At 69.7% G+C, this 14,843-nt stretch carries 14 protein-coding genes and 1 tRNA gene; 11 read left to right on the plus strand and 4 right to left on the minus strand.

Annotation, left to right across the window (positions count from 1 at the left end; genetic code table 11):
* Positions 1–111 precede the first annotated feature (111 nt).
* The gene (locus tag GY170_RS07020; protein ID WP_163891467.1) at positions 112–1,776 is read left to right on the plus strand and encodes an ABC transporter permease; all 1,665 of its coding nucleotides are present in this window, start codon (positions 112–114) and stop codon (positions 1,774–1,776) included.
* A gap of 47 nt (positions 1,777–1,823) precedes the next feature.
* Positions 1,824–1,899, plus strand: a tRNA-Thr gene (locus GY170_RS07025).
* 59 nt (positions 1,900–1,958) lie between these two features.
* On the opposite strand, the gene GY170_RS07030 is transcribed toward GY170_RS07025, so the two are convergent.
* Both GY170_RS07030 and GY170_RS07035 read right to left on the minus strand, forming a co-directional pair.
* On the minus strand, positions 1,959–5,042 hold the full coding sequence (locus GY170_RS07030; protein WP_163891469.1) for an EAL domain-containing protein: 3,084 nt from the start codon (positions 5,040–5,042) through the stop codon (positions 1,959–1,961).
* Between the two features lie 298 nt (positions 5,043–5,340).
* The gene (locus GY170_RS07035) at positions 5,341–5,883 is read right to left on the minus strand and encodes a pseudouridine synthase (RefSeq protein WP_163893742.1); all 543 of its coding nucleotides are present in this window, start codon (positions 5,881–5,883) and stop codon (positions 5,341–5,343) included.
* 75 nt (positions 5,884–5,958) lie between these two features.
* On the opposite strand from GY170_RS07035, the gene GY170_RS07040 reads away from it, so the two are divergent.
* The 7 genes from GY170_RS07040 (at position 5,959) to GY170_RS07070 (ending at position 11,874) form a co-directional block, all read left to right on the plus strand.
* The gene (locus tag GY170_RS07040) at positions 5,959–6,414 is read left to right on the plus strand and encodes a GNAT family N-acetyltransferase (RefSeq protein WP_235924077.1); all 456 of its coding nucleotides are present in this window, start codon (positions 5,959–5,961) and stop codon (positions 6,412–6,414) included.
* Positions 6,415–6,640: 226 nt separating this feature from the next.
* Positions 6,641–7,810 (plus strand): type III PLP-dependent enzyme, encoded by a 1,170-nt coding sequence (locus GY170_RS07045; protein WP_163891471.1) that lies wholly within the window; start codon positions 6,641–6,643, stop codon positions 7,808–7,810.
* 212 nt (positions 7,811–8,022) lie between these two features.
* On the plus strand, positions 8,023–8,187 hold the full coding sequence (locus GY170_RS07050; RefSeq protein WP_163891473.1) for a DUF3422 family protein: 165 nt from the start codon (positions 8,023–8,025) through the stop codon (positions 8,185–8,187).
* A 70-nt stretch (positions 8,188–8,257) separates the two neighbouring features.
* The gene (locus GY170_RS07055) at positions 8,258–8,926 is read left to right on the plus strand and encodes a fumarylacetoacetate hydrolase family protein (RefSeq protein WP_163891475.1); all 669 of its coding nucleotides are present in this window, start codon (positions 8,258–8,260) and stop codon (positions 8,924–8,926) included.
* Positions 8,923–9,948, plus strand: a complete 1,026-nt coding sequence (locus tag GY170_RS07060) for a TRAP transporter substrate-binding protein (protein ID WP_163891477.1) — start codon at positions 8,923–8,925, stop codon at positions 9,946–9,948. Before GY170_RS07055 ends, GY170_RS07060 begins: the two co-directional genes overlap by 4 nt.
* Before the next feature lie 13 nt (positions 9,949–9,961).
* Positions 9,962–10,573 carry a TRAP transporter small permease subunit gene (locus tag GY170_RS07065; protein WP_163891479.1) on the plus strand — a complete coding sequence of 204 codons (612 nt, stop codon included), beginning with the start codon at positions 9,962–9,964 and terminating at the stop codon, positions 10,571–10,573.
* Positions 10,570–11,874, plus strand: a complete 1,305-nt coding sequence (locus tag GY170_RS07070; protein WP_163891481.1) for a TRAP transporter large permease — start codon at positions 10,570–10,572, stop codon at positions 11,872–11,874. Before GY170_RS07065 ends, GY170_RS07070 begins: the two co-directional genes overlap by 4 nt.
* An 8-nt stretch (positions 11,875–11,882) precedes the next feature.
* Here GY170_RS07070 and GY170_RS07075 read toward each other — a convergent pair whose 3' ends face one another.
* Both GY170_RS07075 and GY170_RS07080 read right to left on the minus strand, forming a co-directional pair.
* Positions 11,883–12,503, minus strand: a complete 621-nt coding sequence (locus GY170_RS07075) for a hypothetical protein (RefSeq protein ID WP_163891483.1) — start codon at positions 12,501–12,503, stop codon at positions 11,883–11,885.
* A gap of 65 nt (positions 12,504–12,568) precedes the next feature.
* Positions 12,569–12,832, minus strand: coding sequence for a hypothetical protein (locus GY170_RS07080; protein WP_163891485.1), 264 nt, complete (start codon positions 12,830–12,832; stop codon positions 12,569–12,571).
* A gap of 105 nt (positions 12,833–12,937) precedes the next feature.
* Between GY170_RS07080 and pyrC the strand changes: the two genes are divergently transcribed.
* Together pyrC and GY170_RS07090 are read left to right on the plus strand one after the other, a co-directional pair.
* Positions 12,938–13,996, plus strand: a complete 1,059-nt coding sequence (gene pyrC / locus GY170_RS07085; protein WP_163891487.1) for a dihydroorotase — start codon at positions 12,938–12,940, stop codon at positions 13,994–13,996.
* Positions 13,993–14,667 carry an orotate phosphoribosyltransferase gene (locus GY170_RS07090; RefSeq protein WP_163891489.1) on the plus strand — a complete coding sequence of 225 codons (675 nt, stop codon included), beginning with the start codon at positions 13,993–13,995 and terminating at the stop codon, positions 14,665–14,667. Before pyrC ends, GY170_RS07090 begins: the two co-directional genes overlap by 4 nt.
* The last annotated feature ends 176 nt before the right edge of the window (positions 14,668–14,843 follow it).

A 14,843-nucleotide genomic window follows, 5' to 3' on the forward strand; every position in this document is an offset into this window, starting at 1 on the left:
CTGCCGGCCTTCGGGCGATGGCCCCCGCCCGCCATGCCAGCCTCGCTGGCGGCGGCGATCATAGGAGCGGCTTTCTTTACAGGCAAACCGGTTTCGGCTAGCGCCTCGCCCATGCCAGACAGCATCGCTCCCGCCGCAGCTCCCGTGGCCGGCCCCCGCCGGCGGTGGGGCGGTCTCTGGACGCCGGGCGCGCTTCTGGTCGCGGCGCTGGTGCTGGGGCCGGTCGTCTCCGTCCTCTGGCTGGCGGCGCATCCGCAGGAGAATATCTGGCCGCACCTCCTCTCCACCACGCTGCCGCGCTACCTTGCCAACACGCTGGTGCTGGTCGCCGGTGTCGGGCTGCTGACGGCGGCGGTGGGGACGGGGGCTGCGTGGCTCGTGACCTTCTACCGCTTCCCCGGTCGGCGCTGGCTGCAATGGGCGCTGCTGATGCCTCTGGCGGTGCCCGCCTATCTCGGCGCCTACGCGCTGGTCGACTTCCTCGAATATGCCGGGCCGGTGCAGCGGGGGCTCAGGGCGCTCTTCGGCTGGCAGAGCCCGCGGGACTACTGGTTCCCCGAAATCCGCACGCGCGGGGCGGCGATCCTTGTCCTTTCCGTGGCGCTCTACCCTTACGTCTACATCCTCGCCCGCGCCGCCTTCCGCGAGCAGTCGGGCGCCACGTTCGAGGTGGCGCGCGCACTCGGCGCCGGCGCCTGGGGGCGGCTCATGCGTGTCGGCCTGCCGCTGGCGCGGCCCGCCGTCGCCGCCGGCGTGGCGGTGGTGGGGATGGAGGTGGTCAACGATTTCGGCACGGTGGATTTCTTCGCCGTGCAGACGCTGACAACGGGCATCTTCTCCGTCTGGCTACAGGCGGGGAACCTCGGCGGCGCGGCGCAGATCGCTACCCTGTCGCTGGGCCTCATCGTGATGCTGGTGGTGCTGGAGAAGCTCTCCCGTGCCCGCGCCCGCACCTTCGGCGCCGCCCGCGCCTTCCGCCCGGTGGAGCCGGAGCGTCTGGCCGGCTGGCGGGGCTGGGGGGCGGCGGCGCTCTGCCTCGCGCCGATGCTGGCGGGCTTCGCGCTGCCGGTGGGGGTGCTCCTCTCCCACGCGCTGGGGACGGAAGCCTGGGCGGCGGCGGGGCTGGGGGAGGCGCTCTGGCACTCGCTGGCGACGGGCGGGCTGGCGGCGGTGATCACGGTGAGCGCCGGGCTCTTCATCGTCTACGCCGCGCGCCTCTCGGGCCGGCGCCTGCCGGTGCTGCTGCTTCCTGTCACGGCCATCGGCTACGCCGCCCCCGGCGCCGTGCTGGCGCTCGGCATCCTCTTCCCGCTGGCGGGGTTCGACAACTGGCTCGCCGACCGCTGGCTGGCGCTGACGGGGAGGGATCCGGGCCTGCTCCTCACCGGCTCCGCCGCCGCGCTGGTCTTCGCCTATTCGGTGCGCTTCTTCGCCATCGCGCAGGGCGCGGCGGACGCGGCGATCGCCCGCGTGCCACCCTCGCTGCCCATGGCCGCCCGGGCGCTGGGGCGGACCAAGGGACAGGTGCTGCGCAGCGTGCACCTGCCGCTGATCAGCGCCTCGATGGGCTCGGCGCTGCTGCTGGTCTTCGTCGACTGCGTGAAGGAGCTGCCGGCGACGCTGCTCCTGCGCCCCTTCTCCTACGAGACGCTCGCCACCCGCGCCCACGCCAAGGCCAGCCTGGAGGACATCGGCGGCGCCGCCGCCCCGGGGCTGATCCTGACGGCGGTGGGGCTGGTGGCCGTGGCCCTGCTGGCGCGGGCGCAGCGGGAGTGACCTGAAGACTTGCGCGGCGCAAGTCGCGCGGCTAGGGGAGGGCAGGCGCCCCTATAGCTCAGCTGGTAGAGCATCTGATTTGTAATCAGAGGGTCGGGAGTTCGAGTCTCTCTGGGGGCACCACCACGTCCGCGCCTTGCCGGTCCTCCAGCCACCCTTCGATGACCGTACCGATCCGCCCCCTAGCCCGTCGCGCAGGGGAAGAGCGGGATCACGCCATCGCCGAGGTGGTTGAAGCCGGCGAGCAGTGCCCGCGTCTGCTCCGCCGGTTGGGGACGGCTGAAGAGGTAGCCCTGCGCCTCGTGACAGCCGAGGCCGCGCAGCAGCTTGGCTTGGAAGTGCGTCTCCACGCCCTCCGCAATGATCTGGATGCCGAGCGAATCCGCCAGCCAGACGACCGACCGGATGATCGAGTTGCTCTCGCCGATGGCCTCGTTATCCGGCGACAGGTCGTCCACGAAGGCGCGGTCGATCTTGATCTTGTCGAAGGGAAAGCTGCGCAGGTAGTTCAGCGAGGAATAGCCGGTGCCGAAATCGTCCATCGAGATGGAGATGCCGAGGTTCCGCAGCCGGTGAAGCGTCTCGATATTCGCCGCCGCTTCCTCCAGCAGCACCGTCTCCGTGATCTCCAGCTGAAGCCGTTGCGCCGGCAGCCCCGTCTTCTTCAGGCAGTCGGAGACCGTCTGGACGAGCGTGTCGGAGGCGAATTGCTTCGGCGAGAGGTTGACGGAGACGGAGACGTCATCCGGCCACTGCATTGCCTGGCGGCAGGCCTCGTACAGCACCCACGGCCCGATCTCGGCAATCGCGCCGGTGCTCTCGGCAACCGGGATGAACTCGGCGGGCGAGATCCGGCCCCGCTCGGGATGCTGCCAACGCAGCAGCGCCTCGAAGCCGCTAATGCGCGAGGTCGTCAGGTCCACGAAGGGCTGGTACTCGACAAAGAGCTCCCCCCGCTCGCCGGCGCCGACCAGATCGCGCTTGAGCTCCTGCTGCTCGCGCACGCGCTCGCCCATCGAGCACTCGTACATGGAGCAGATGCCGCGCCCCGCCGCCTTCGCCTGGTAGAGCGCTATATCGGCGTCGCGGATCACGGAATGGACCTCCGCCCCCGGCTCGGAGACAACCACAAGTCCGGCGCTGGCGCCGATGGTGACCTGCTCGCCGTCGATCTCGAAGGTCGGGCGCAGGGCGGCGAGCACGCGGTCGGCCAAAGCCCTTGCGTCCTCCTCGCCCTTCGTTTCCGCGATGATGGCGAACTCGTCGCCGCCGAGGCGCGCGACGATATCGCCCGATTTGACGTTCTCGCTCAGCCGCGCGGCCACCTTGCGCAGCAGCTCGTCGCCGAGCGGGTGGCCGAAGGAATCGTTGACCGTCTTGAACTCGTCGAGATCGATGATGAGGAAGGCCGTCCGCTTCTCCGGCTTGAAGGTGGCCAGCGCCCGGCCGAGCTGCTCGTGCAGGACGGAGCGGTTGGTGAGGCCGGTCAGCGGGTCATGGCGGGCGAGGTAGAGCAACTGCTCCTGCGAGCGGTGGCTCTCCGTCACGTCCCTGAGGAAGACCGAGAGGCCGTCAGCCGAGGGGTAGGCATTGCCGCTGAGCCAGATCGCGTAGTCCTCGAGAAATTCCTCGAACTCGACGGGCTTCTGCCGCGCGAGAGCCTTTTCGAGCGGCGCCCTCAGCTGGCTGCCCGGATGGCCGGGGAAGGCGTCGGCGAGGGTCAGGCCGATGAGGTCGCGCCCCTTGCCGATGACCTCCCGGGCCTGCGGGTTGAGGAAGGTGATCTTCAGATCCCTGTCGAAGGTGACGACGCTCTCGGTGGTGCTGGCGAGGACGTTGGCGAGGCGGCGGGCCGCGTCCTCCGCCTCTGTCCGTGCGCCTTCGAGCTCCTCGCGCGCCCGCTGCGCATCGGTATCGTCACGCGAGATGACGAGCAGGCGGTCGGGGCCGCCGTCAGGCCCGGCGATGGGGGAGACGGTGACGTGCCACCAGGTGAGGTCCTCGCCGGCCATGAAGCTGCCGGTGAAGGTGCTGGTCTTCCCCGTCCGCGCCACCTTCAGCGACGCGCAGAGCTTCGGGGCGAGCTCCGCCGGCCAGATCAGCTCCCAGCTTTCTCCGTAGCGGGAGGCGGCGTCGCCGAGCTTCATCTCGGCGATGCTGCGCTCGTTCATGAAGCGCACCGAGCCGTCGAGATCGAAGACCTGGATGCTGTTGGGGCTGTTGTCGAGGATGCCGCGGGAGAGTTCCTCGCTGGCCTGCAGCGCCGCCTCGTTCAGCTTGCGGTCCTGCACGTCGTCGAGCGTGCCGTACCAGCGAATGATCTCTCCTTTCTCGTTCCGGCGGGGAGCGGCGCGGCACCTGAACCAGCGGTACTCGCCCGTCGGCTGACGCAGGCGATACTCGACATCGCCGGGCTCGCCGGTTTGCAGGCTGGCATTCCAGGAGACGAGCGTGGGCGACAGATCGTCGGGGTGGACCGCTCTCGTCCATCCCGTGCCGAGGGATGCCTCAAGGTCCATCCCCGTGGCATCGACCCAGCGGGGGCCGGCTTCGAGGATGTTTCCGGCCGCATCGGATGTCCACGCGATCTGCGGACTCAGCTCGACGGCGTAGCGATAATGCTCCTCGCTCTCGATCAGTGCCTCCTGCATGGCGCGCTGCGCGGTGATGTCCTGCGCCGCGCCATAGGCGCTGAAGGGGCGGCCCTGCTTGTCGAGCATGCGCTGGCCGCTGATCCAGCAGACGCGCTCCTCGCCGGCCGCCGAATTGATGCGAAACTCCAGATGCTCGGCGGGTCCGCCCTCCAGCATCCGGCTGAGGAAGAGGCGCAAGCGCCGCCGCTCCTCCGGGCTGAGCATCTCCAGCAGGTTCGGCAGCGTCAGCCGCGTGTCATGATCCTCGCCGAGCAGCTCGTGGAGGACGTCGGAGAGGACGAGCCGGTCGCTCCCCACGTCGTAATGCCAGTATCCCAGCTTTCCGATCCGCTGCGCGGCCTGGAACATCTGCTCGCGCATGGCGAGGTTTCGCCGCTGCGTCTCGATATGATTCACGAGGATCGTCAGGAAGCCGAGCGCCGGGACGGCAATCAGCAGCGCGGCGGTGGCGAGGAGGAGAACGTCGCCGTTATCGAGAACCGATTCCACGGCGGGAAGGGTCTCGAACGCAAGAAGGCCGGCGAGAGCCAGCGACGTCACGAGGCCCGCCACCACGAGTATTGCAGCAGCGGCCTTCAGGGCCATCCGGCCCGTGCCAAACACAGAACTCATCATGACCATCCTCAAGCACGACAGGCTCCATCGGTGCCGGCCTCTGTGCGTCCCGATTGCGGCGAGACAAGGGCAGAAAAGCAATGCCTTATCGAAACAGGCACGCCGATTACCACCTAGGACGGCCTTTCCCGCAATCCATTACCGCATCAACTATTAAGAAGAGGACCAGAATGGGCGCCGTCGCGGCGATATCCATTCCCATCGCCGGCCAAGTCGCGGGCGTTTCGGCATAATTCGCAGGGGGGCCTTCTCGATTCGGCGGCAGCGAGTAGTCCTGCAAGACGCAGCGTCTCGACTACGCCTCCCGCCACTCTCCCGGCGCCAGCCCCTCGACGGACCAGTCGCCGAGCCGCCAGCGCACGAGCCGCAGGACGGGAAAGCCGATCGCGGCGCACATGCGGCGGACCTGCCGGTTGCGGCCCTCGGTCAGCTCGATCTGCAGCCAACGGTCGGGCACCGACTTGCGGAAGCGCACAGGCGGGTCGCGCTCCCACAGGGCAGGGGGCTCGATGAGCCGGCAGGGGGCGGGGCGGCAGGGGCCGTCCTTCAGTGCGATGCCGCGGCGGAGCGGCTCCAGGTCCGCTTCTTCCGGCGCGCCCTCGACCTGCGCGAGGTAGCGCTTGGCGGTCTTGTGGCGGGGCGACGAGAGCTGTGCCTGCAGCGCGCCGTCATCGGTGAGCACCATCAGCCCCTCGGAGTCGCGGTCGAGCCGGCCGGCGGGATAGACGCTGGGGACGTCGATGAAGGCCGACAGGGTCGGGCGGGGCGAGGGGCTCTTCACGTCGGTGAATTGCGAGAGCACCCCGAACGGCTTGTTGAAGAGGATCACCCGCGCCATGCTCGCCATATGCCCCGGCGCCTTGCCGGGTGCAACTTGCGGCCCTCTCGGATGGGTGGGTGGATGGGCGGTCTCATGCAGATCAGGCAGGCGCGTCCGGGGGATGAGGCGCCGATGGCGCGCCTTCGCGATGCGATCGACCGCGCCCGGGGAGAAGGGCGCCCGAACGCACCGGCGCGACTGCGCCGCTTTTATATAGATCATGGGGATCGGCTATCCTGTGTCGTCGCGGAGGAGGCGGGTGGCCTGCTCGGTTTCCAGTCACTGAAGCGGGTTCGCGAGGGGAATGAGTATGACGTGCCAGGGGGCTGGGGCGTGATCGGGACCTACGTGGCGCCAGGCGCGTGGCGGCGAGGGATCGGCCGGGCGTTGTTCGCTGCGAATCTGGCAGCGGCCGAGGGCGTCTCCCTCGCCGTGATCGATGCCACGGTCGGCGCAAAAAATGCTTTGGGGATAGGGTTCTACACGGCCATTGGGTTCCGGCCATGGCGCGTCGTGCCGGGGGCGGTGGGACTGCGGTTCGACCTGTGACACCGGTCTTCCGAGACCCTCCCCAAAAAACTTTCCGCAGGCCCAAAAAATCGCTTGATCCGAATCCGGTTTGGCCCCAAATGCCCGCTCAGGACGCCAACGCACGCGCCTCTGGCCACGACTGGACCCCGGGTTGCCCGGAGCCACTCCAAGCACGCGTTTATGCAGCGACGGTAACGTCTCCTTTGGAACCTGGGGGTTTTCCCCCGTCTGTCGGAGATGACCGATGAACATGCATGTCGCGGGCGCGGTTGCGCCTTCCTTTGATGTCGCCAATCGTCTGGAGGCCTTCGCCGCCGACTTCGAATGCGATCATCCCACGCTCATCCTCGACATCGACCGGGTCGAGGAGCAGTACCGTGGGCTGAAGGCCGGCCTCGGCCGCGCCCACATCCACTACGCCGTGAAGGCCAACCCGCAGCGCGAAGTGCTCGAGCGGCTCATCGCCCTCGGCTCGCACTTCGACGCCGCCTCGAAAGGCGAGGTTGAGCTCTGCCTGTCGCTCGGCGCGCAGCCGCACCAGGTCTCCTTCGGCAACACCGTCAAGCGCGCCCGCGACATCGCCTGGGCGCATGAGCATGGCATCACGCTCTTCGCCGTCGACTCTGCCGAGGAGATCGAAAAGGTCGCCGAGAACGCGCCGGGCGCGGAAGTCTACGTCCGTCTCATCGTCGAGATGTCCCCCGGCGACTGGCCGCTGTCGCGCAAGTTCGGCTGCGACCACGACATGGCGCTGGAGCTGCTGGACCATGCCCGTGAGCATGGCCTGAAGCCCGTCGGCTTCTCCTTCCACGTCGGGTCCCAGACCCGTCGGGCGGAGATGTGGGAGCCCGTGCTGAAGGTCTTCTCCCGCACCTGGGCTGCGGCGCTCGAGAACGGGCACGACCTCAGCCTCCTCAACATCGGCGGCGGCTTCCCGGCCTTCTACGGCGAGCCGATCGAGGCCCCCGCGGCCTACGCGGCCGGCGTGATGGAGCTGGTGGAGAGCTACTTCCCGAACGTGCCCCGCGTGATGGCGGAGCCGGGCCGCGGCATGGTCGCCGAGGCCGGCGTCATCGTCGCCGAGGTCATGCTCGTCTCCCGCAAGTCCGACCGCGACATGCACCGCTGGGTCTACCTCTCTATCGGCCGCTTCTCCGGCCTGGCCGAAGCCGAGGGCGAGGCGATCCGCTACCAGTTCCTGACCGAGAAGGATGGTGAGGCCATGGGCCCCTGCATCCTCGCCGGCCCGTCCTGCGACAGCGCCGACGTGCTCTACGAAAAGCGCCCGGTCATGCTGCCGACGAGCCTGAAGTCCGGCGACAAGGTGCTGATCCGCAACTGCGGCGCCTACACGACGACCTACTCGTCGGTCTGCTTCAACGGCTTCCCGCCGCTGGGCGTCCACATCCTGTGATCGGGCTCTGATCGGTTAGCGGCATACTTCGGTATGCCGCTAATCGATTGAGTTCGAGAAAATATTCTTCTGACATGCGCGGCGGGCGCCTAATCTGCCGCGCATCTCTCATCCCCTGCCATTGCAAGATCATCCCAATCGCGCCGCGCTCGCTGCCGAGCTGCAAGCGCGGCCCTTCCCGCTCGCGGCCTCGCCGGGGTTGGCGATCTACCTTGCCCTCATGGTTTTACGCGCTGGGGATCGTGGGGTATCTCGCGGCGCCCGTGGCGGAGGAAGCCGGTCTGCCGAAGCCGCTCGTCATGTCGGGGCTGTTGCCTCTGGTCGTGGGCGCCGTCTGGCTGAGCATCCGGCAGATCCGCCGACGGTTGGAGAGCTGACGGCAGAGGTTATGGCTTTGCGACGTCGCTTGGCCTAAGACGCGGCGAGAGCCACTGAGGGAGAAGAGGCATGGCCTTCGTGTTCGAGCCGCCGGCGCAGCCGTCCCTCGCCATCGAGAACGTCGGGGAGCGCTTCCCCGTGCGCCGGATCTTCTGCGTCGGGCGCAACTACGCCGCCCATGCCGCCGAGATGGGCAGTGAGGTCGACCGCGAGGCGCCCTTCTACTTCACCAAGTCCGCCCACGCGCTCCTGCCCGAGGGGGAAGACTTGCCGTACCCGCCCGGCACGAAAGACCTGCACCACGAGGTGGAGCTGGTCGTGGCGCTCGGGGAGGGCGGGGCGATCTTCGGACATGCCGTGGGGCTCGACATGACCCGGCGGGACCTGCAGGACGCCGCCAAGGCCGCCCGCCGTCCGTGGGCCACGGGCAAGGATTTCGAGGGCTCCGCCATCATCGGCGCCATCACCCCCGGGCCACTGGAGGGGGACCGCATCGCGCTGAAGGTCAACGGCGAGACCCGCCAGGAAGGGCCGCTGGAGCTGATGGTCTGGGACGTGCCGTCGCTCATGGACCACCTCGCCACGCTCTACACGCTTCAAGCCGGCGACCTCATCATGACGGGCACGCCGGCCGGCGTCGGCCCCGTCGGGCCGGGCGACGTGCTGGAGGCCGAGGTGCCGGGGCTGGCGCCGCTCAGGGTGACCATTGCGACAGGATCATCAGGGAGGATGACATGACTTACCACGTGACGGCGCTTGCCGCCGCCCTCGCCCTCACGGGTAGCGCCGCGGCCGCGCAGGAGGTGACGCTGCGGCTGCACCAGTTCCTGCCAGAGACCTCCGCCGTGCCCGCCAACATCCTGCAGGACTGGATCGACGGGGTGGAGGAGGCCTCGGACGGGCGCATCGAGGTGCAGCACTTCCCCTCCATGCAGCTCGGCGGCACCCCGCCCGAGCTGGTGGACCAGGTGCAGGACGGCGTGGCCGACATCATCTGGACGCTGCCGGGCTACACCCCCGGCCGCTTCCCTTCCCTGGAGGTGATGGAGCTGCCCTTCTTCGTCGAGGATGCCGGCCCCGCCTCCCGCGCGCTCTGGCGGCTGGCGGAGGAGCGGGGGCTCTTCGAGAGCGAGCTGGCGGGGATGAAGGTGCTGGGCCTATGGGTCCACGGGCCGGGGACGATCCACGCCGATGCCGCGGTGCATGAGCCGGCGGACCTCGAGGGGCTGAGCATGCGGGCGCCGACGCGCACGGTGACAACGCTGCTGAGCACGCTCGGTGCCAACGCGGTGGGGATGCCGGTCCCCTCCGTGCCCGAGGCGGTGCAGCGCGGTGTCATCGACGGCGCCGTGATCCCGTGGGAGGTGACGACCTCCATCCACATGGCCGAGCTGGTGGACCATCACACCGAGTTCGAGGGCCCCTATCTCTACGCCGCGACCTTCCTCTTCGCCATGAACGAGGGCGCCTACGACGCGCTGCCCGAAGACCTGCAGGCGGTGATCGACGCCCATTCCGGGCTCGACTTCTCCGGCGAGGCGGGGGCGACACAGCTGGCGCTCGACGCGCCGGGGCGAGAGCTGGCGGTGGAGGCCGGCAACGAGATCCACACCGTCTCCGGCGAGGAGCTGGCCCAGTGGCACGAGGCCGCGGCGCCGGTGGTGGAAGACTGGGTGGCGCAGATGGACGACGCGGGCCGCGACGGCGCCGGCCTGCTGGAGGATGCCCGCCGCCTGATCGCCGACGAAACCGGCGAATAAGGGACTGGGGGCGTTGGCCGAGCGTCAGACCGGGGCGGCGCCGGTGGCCGCCGCCGCGGGCGGCGCGGGGCCGGGGCCCGAGCGCGGGCCCGTGCGAGGGCCGGTCAGTGGCCCCGTGCGGCTGGCCGAGGCGCTGGCGCGCGCCATGGCGCTGGCGGGGGGCGGCCTGCTCGTCGCCCTCGGCCTCTTCATTTGCGTCTCCGTCACCGGCCGGGCGCTCGGCAACCTCGGCGGCGCCGGCTGGATGCCGGAGGAGCTCGGGGCTTGGCTCGGCCGCTTCGGCCAGATCCGCGGCGATTACGAGTTGGTGGAGATGGGCGCGGCGATCTGCGTCTTCGCCTTCCTGCCCTTCGCCGACGTCGCCGGCGCCCATGCGCGGGTCGAGGTCTTCACCGAGCGGATGCGCGGCCGCCTCTGGCTGGAGCGGGGCTGGGCGCTGCTCATGGCGCTGGCGCTGACGCTCATCGCCTGGCGGCTCGGGGTGGGGACGCTGGACAAGCTCGGCAACGGGCAGACGAGCTTCATCTTCGCCGTGCCGCTCTGGATCCCCTATGCCGCCAGTTTCGTGCTGGCCGTGCTCGGCGCGCTTATCTCGTGGGTGCGGCTCGCGGGGCGGGCCACGTGAGCGATCTGGCGCTCGGCTACCTGTCGCTGCCGCTCCTGCTGGGGCTCATCTTCCTGCGCCTGCCGATCGGGCTGGCGATGGCGGCCTGCGGCTTCTTCGGCCTCTGGGTCGCCACCGGCAGCCCCGACATCGCGCTGGCGCGGCTGAAGAGCGAGACCTACTCGACCTTCTCCAATTACAACCTGACCGTGGTGCCCATGTTCCTGCTGATGGGGCAGCTCGCGGCGCTCTCGGGCCTCTCCCGCTCGCTCTTCGACGGGGCGGCGGCGTTCCTCGGCCACCGGCGGGGCGGGCTGGCGCTGGCGGCCATCGGCGCCTCGGCGGGGTTCGGGGCGATCTGCGGCTCCTCGCTGGCGACGGCGGCGACGATGGGGCGGATCGCGCTGCCGGAGCTGCGGCGGCAGGGCTACCCCGGCGGGCTTTCCACCGCCGTGCTGGCGGCGGGCGGCACGCTCGGCATCCTCATCCCGCCCTCCGTCATCCTCGTCATCTACGCGATGCTGACGGAGGCGAACGTCGGCGAGCTCTTCCTCGCCGCCCTCGTGCCCGGGCTGCTGGCGGCGGTGCTCTACATGGGCGCCGCCCGCCTCTCCATCCGCGGCGGTGAGGGGGTGCTGCCTCGCCGCTCCTGGGCGGAGCGTCTCGGCGCCCTCGGCGGGCTCTGGCAGGTGGCGCTGCTCTTCGTCCTCGTGGTCGGCGGTATCTATGGCGGCCTCTTCACGCCGACGGAGGCGGCGGCGGTGGGGGCCATCGTCACCGGGATCTTCGCCCTCGTCTCCGGCCGGCTCACTTGGGCGGCGGTGGCGGACGCGCTGCGCGAGACGGCGGCGGTGAGCGCGATGATCTACCTCATCGTCTTCGGCGCTGGTTTCTACAACGGCTTCCTCGCGCTCGCGCGGCTGCCCCAGCACCTCGCGGAGGTCGTCAGCGGCGCCGGGCTGGCGCCGCTGGTCATCCTCGCGCTGATCCTGCTGCTCTACCTCCTGCTCGGCTGCGTGATGGATTCGCTCTCCATGATCCTGCTGACCATTCCAGTCTTCTGGCCGCTGCTGCTGCAGCTGGACCTTGGGCTGGACGCAGGCAGCCTCGCCATCTGGTTCGGCATCCTCACCCTCTCCGTCGTCGAGATCGGGCTGATCACGCCGCCGGTGGGGCTGAACCTATTCATCATCAACCGGCTGGACCCGACGGTGCCGTTGACGGCCACCTGGCGGGCCATGGTGCCCTTCCTGGCGGCGGACCTGGCCCGGGTGGCGCTGCTCTTCGCGCTGCCGGTGCTGTCGCTCTTCCTGATCGGCTGAGGAGGGGGCTATTTGCTGTAGCGCTCCAGCGCCACGGGGATGGTGGTGTTGGGGGGCTCGCCGTCGAAGTGGTTGGAGGTGATGACGGCCGTCGTCACCTCCGGCAGGTAGAGGTAGCTCAGCTCCATCCCGCCCTCGTCGCCCCAGTCGTAGCGGATGTGGGCCCGCACGGCCTCGTAGCTGCAGCCGGAGAGGTCGAGCGGCGGGGCGTCGCTGTAGCGGATCGTCACCGTCTCGTCCCGGGTGGCGCCGTCGGCAAAGACGTTGGTCGTCGGCCCTTCCCAGGTGATGCCGGGGAGCGGGTCGGGGAGGAGGGCCGGGTCCGTCTTGAAGATCACCTGCAGCTCGGAGCCGGGGGCGAAGCCGCCGCCGGTCGCGGCCTCGCCCTCCTCGACGAAATAGATGCCGCGGTGGGCGCGGAAGAGCATCGGGGTGCTGCCGTCGGAATATTCCTCGCGGATGGTGAGGTAGCCGTCGTTCATCCGGCGCATCAGCGTGGTGTCACCGTTCTCGAAGCGGGCGACGATGCCGCGCGTCAGGTCGGCATCCGTCAGGCACTCGGCGGCCGCGGGGGCGGCGAGGGCCAGGGTGGCGGCGATGGCGGCGGCGGCGAAAACGGGTCTGGTCATGAAAATACTCCTCGTGCCGCGCCATCATGGCGGCGCCGGCGGAGACTGCCAACCTCTCGCCCGACCTAGCGGCTGTTGGCCGCGGCGATGAGGCGGGTGGCGAAATAGCCGAGGCCGCCGCCGAGGACGAGCCAGAAGGGCGAGCCCTCGCTGACGACGGCCAGCAGGACCGCGGCGATGAGCAGGCAGAGGATGAAGGCGAGGAGCCGTTTCTCACCGGGGTGGAACACCACCCGCCCGCGCGCGGCGCGCACCAATGGCTCGGCCAGCGGCTCCTCCGCGTGCGGTGTCAGAAAGCCCGCGACGAGCCCGAACAGAAATGCCAGCATGCCTCTTACCCCCCGGGTGGCTGCGCCCCGGGGCATCATGCCAGCGCGGCGGGAGGGATCAAGTCCTATGGTCAAGGCGGGCGGGCGGCTGTATGCGCGGGGGCCATGAAGCCCCGGCCCGATACACTGACCCTCCGCCAGCCCGACGACTGGCACCTTCACCTGCGCGACGGGGCCATGCTGGCCGCCGTGGCGCCGCAGAGCGCCCGCCATTTCGGCCGGGCGATCATCATGCCCAACCTCGTGCCGCCCGTGGTGACAGGCGACGACGCGGCCGCCTACCGGCAGCGCATCCTCGCAGCACTGCCCGAGGGCAGCCGCTTCCGGCCGCTGATGACGCTCTACCTCACTGAGGCGTCCGACCCCGAGGATGTGGCCCGCGCCCATGCCTCCGGCCTCGCCACGGCGGTGAAGCTCTACCCCGCCGGCGCCACCACCAACTCCGCCTCCGGCGTCCGCGACATCGACAAGGTACGCCCGGTGCTGGAGCGGATGGCCGAGATCGGCATGCCGCTTTGCATACACGGCGAGGTGACGGATCCGGCCATCGACATCTTCGACCGTGAGGCGGTCTTCATCGACAAGGTGCTGAAACCGCTCCGCAAGAAGATCCCCGATCTGAAGATCGTCATGGAGCATGTGACGACGCAGACGGCGGTGGATTACGTGCGCGATTCCAGCCGCAACCTTGCGGCGACGATCACCACGCATCACCTGATCATCAACCGCAACGCCATCCTCGCCGGCGGCATCCGGCCGCATTACTACTGCCTGCCGGTCGCCAAGCGCGAGAGCCACCGCCTCGCGCTGGTGGAGGCGGCCGTCTCCGGCGACCGACGCTTCTTCCTCGGCACCGACAGCGCGCCGCATAGCGACCCGGCCAAGCTGCAGCCCTGCGGCTGCGCCGGCATCTTCACGGCGCCGGTGACGCTCTCCTGCCTCGCCGAGGTGTTCGAGGCGGTGCGCAAGCTCGACAAGCTGGAGGCCTTCGCCTCCCTCAACGGGCCGCGCTTCTACGGCCTGCCGCCCAACGAGGCGCGCGTCACGCTGCGCCGGGGCGCGCCGCTGGAGCTGCCCGAAGCGATCCAGACGGGGGAGGGGCCGGTGACGCTCTTCGACCCCGGCTTCCCCCTGCACTGGCATGTCGAGACGGAGGCGCCATGATTCCCGCCAGCTTTCCCCCGAAGGACGAGATCGCCCGGCTCACCGCCGGCATGCTGCTCGACATCGGGGCGGTGAACTTCAACGCCGCGGAGCCCTTCACGCTCGCCTCCGGCAAGCAGGCGCCGACCTACGTGAACTGCCGGCAGATCGTCTCCTTCCCGCGGGTGCGCTCGCTGTTGATGGATTTCCTCGCGATGACCATCGTGCGCGAGGCGGGGGCGGAGACGTTTCATAACATCGCCGGCGGCGAGACGGCGGGCATCCCCTTCGCGGCCTTCGTGGCCGAGCGGCTGGCGCTGCCGATGACCTACGTGCGCAAGAAGCCGAAGGGCTACGGCCTCAACGCCCGCATCGAGGGGAAGATGACGCCGGAGCAGAACGTGCTGCTGGTGGAGGACCTGACGACCGACGGGGGCTCCAAGGTCTCCTTCGTGGAGGCGATCCGGCAGACGGGGGCGAGCTGCAACTGGACGGCGGTGGTCTTCTACTACGGCATCTTCGAGGGCGTGACGGAAGCGCTGGCGGAGCACCAGATCCAGCTTCTCCACCTGACGACGTGGTGGGATGTGCTGGCAGTGGCCCGCGAGCGCGGCACGTTCGATGCCGGAGAGCTGACGGAGGTTGAGCGGTTCCTGCGCGACCCGAAAGGGTGGCAGGCGGCGCGAGGGTAGGAGGGGGCCACCCCGCCGGCGGTCGCCGCGAAGCGGTGGGTTGAAAACCCAACCTGCGCGGGCCTCCGTAGGGTGGGTTTGCAACCCACCATCCGGCCCTCCACCGGGTGCTTCCCTCTGGAGCGCAGGGCGAGCGCCGGCCCGTGGAGTGGCGCCCCATGGCCCCGCGGCGCCCT

Origin of the sequence: Pseudoroseicyclus tamaricis (assembly GCF_012070395.1) — a bacterium.
GTDB lineage: Bacteria > Pseudomonadota > Alphaproteobacteria > Rhodobacterales > Rhodobacteraceae > Pseudoroseicyclus_A > Pseudoroseicyclus_A tamaricis.

Coding starts and splice junctions, on each gene's coding strand:
- GY170_RS07080 (WP_163891485.1), bottom strand. CDS start 12,832: ATGCTGGCATTTCTGTTCGGGCTCGTCGCGGGCTTTCTGACACCGCAC.
- GY170_RS07030 (WP_163891469.1), bottom strand. CDS start 5,042: ATGAGTTCTGTGTTTGGCACGGGCCGGATGGCCCTGAAGGCCGCTGCT.
- GY170_RS07055 (WP_163891475.1), top strand. CDS start 8,258: ATGGCCTTCGTGTTCGAGCCGCCGGCGCAGCCGTCCCTCGCCATCGAG.
- GY170_RS07045 (WP_163891471.1), top strand. CDS start 6,641: ATGAACATGCATGTCGCGGGCGCGGTTGCGCCTTCCTTTGATGTCGCC.
- GY170_RS07060 (WP_163891477.1), top strand. CDS start 8,923: ATGACTTACCACGTGACGGCGCTTGCCGCCGCCCTCGCCCTCACGGGT.
- GY170_RS07090 (WP_163891489.1), top strand. CDS start 13,993: ATGATTCCCGCCAGCTTTCCCCCGAAGGACGAGATCGCCCGGCTCACC.
- GY170_RS07020 (WP_163891467.1), top strand. CDS start 112: ATGCCAGACAGCATCGCTCCCGCCGCAGCTCCCGTGGCCGGCCCCCGC.
- GY170_RS07035 (WP_163893742.1), bottom strand. CDS start 5,883: ATGGCGCGGGTGATCCTCTTCAACAAGCCGTTCGGGGTGCTCTCGCAA.
- GY170_RS07075 (WP_163891483.1), bottom strand. CDS start 12,503: ATGACCAGACCCGTTTTCGCCGCCGCCGCCATCGCCGCCACCCTGGCC.
- pyrC (WP_163891487.1), top strand. CDS start 12,938: ATGAAGCCCCGGCCCGATACACTGACCCTCCGCCAGCCCGACGACTGG.
- GY170_RS07040 (WP_235924077.1), top strand. CDS start 5,959: ATGCAGATCAGGCAGGCGCGTCCGGGGGATGAGGCGCCGATGGCGCGC.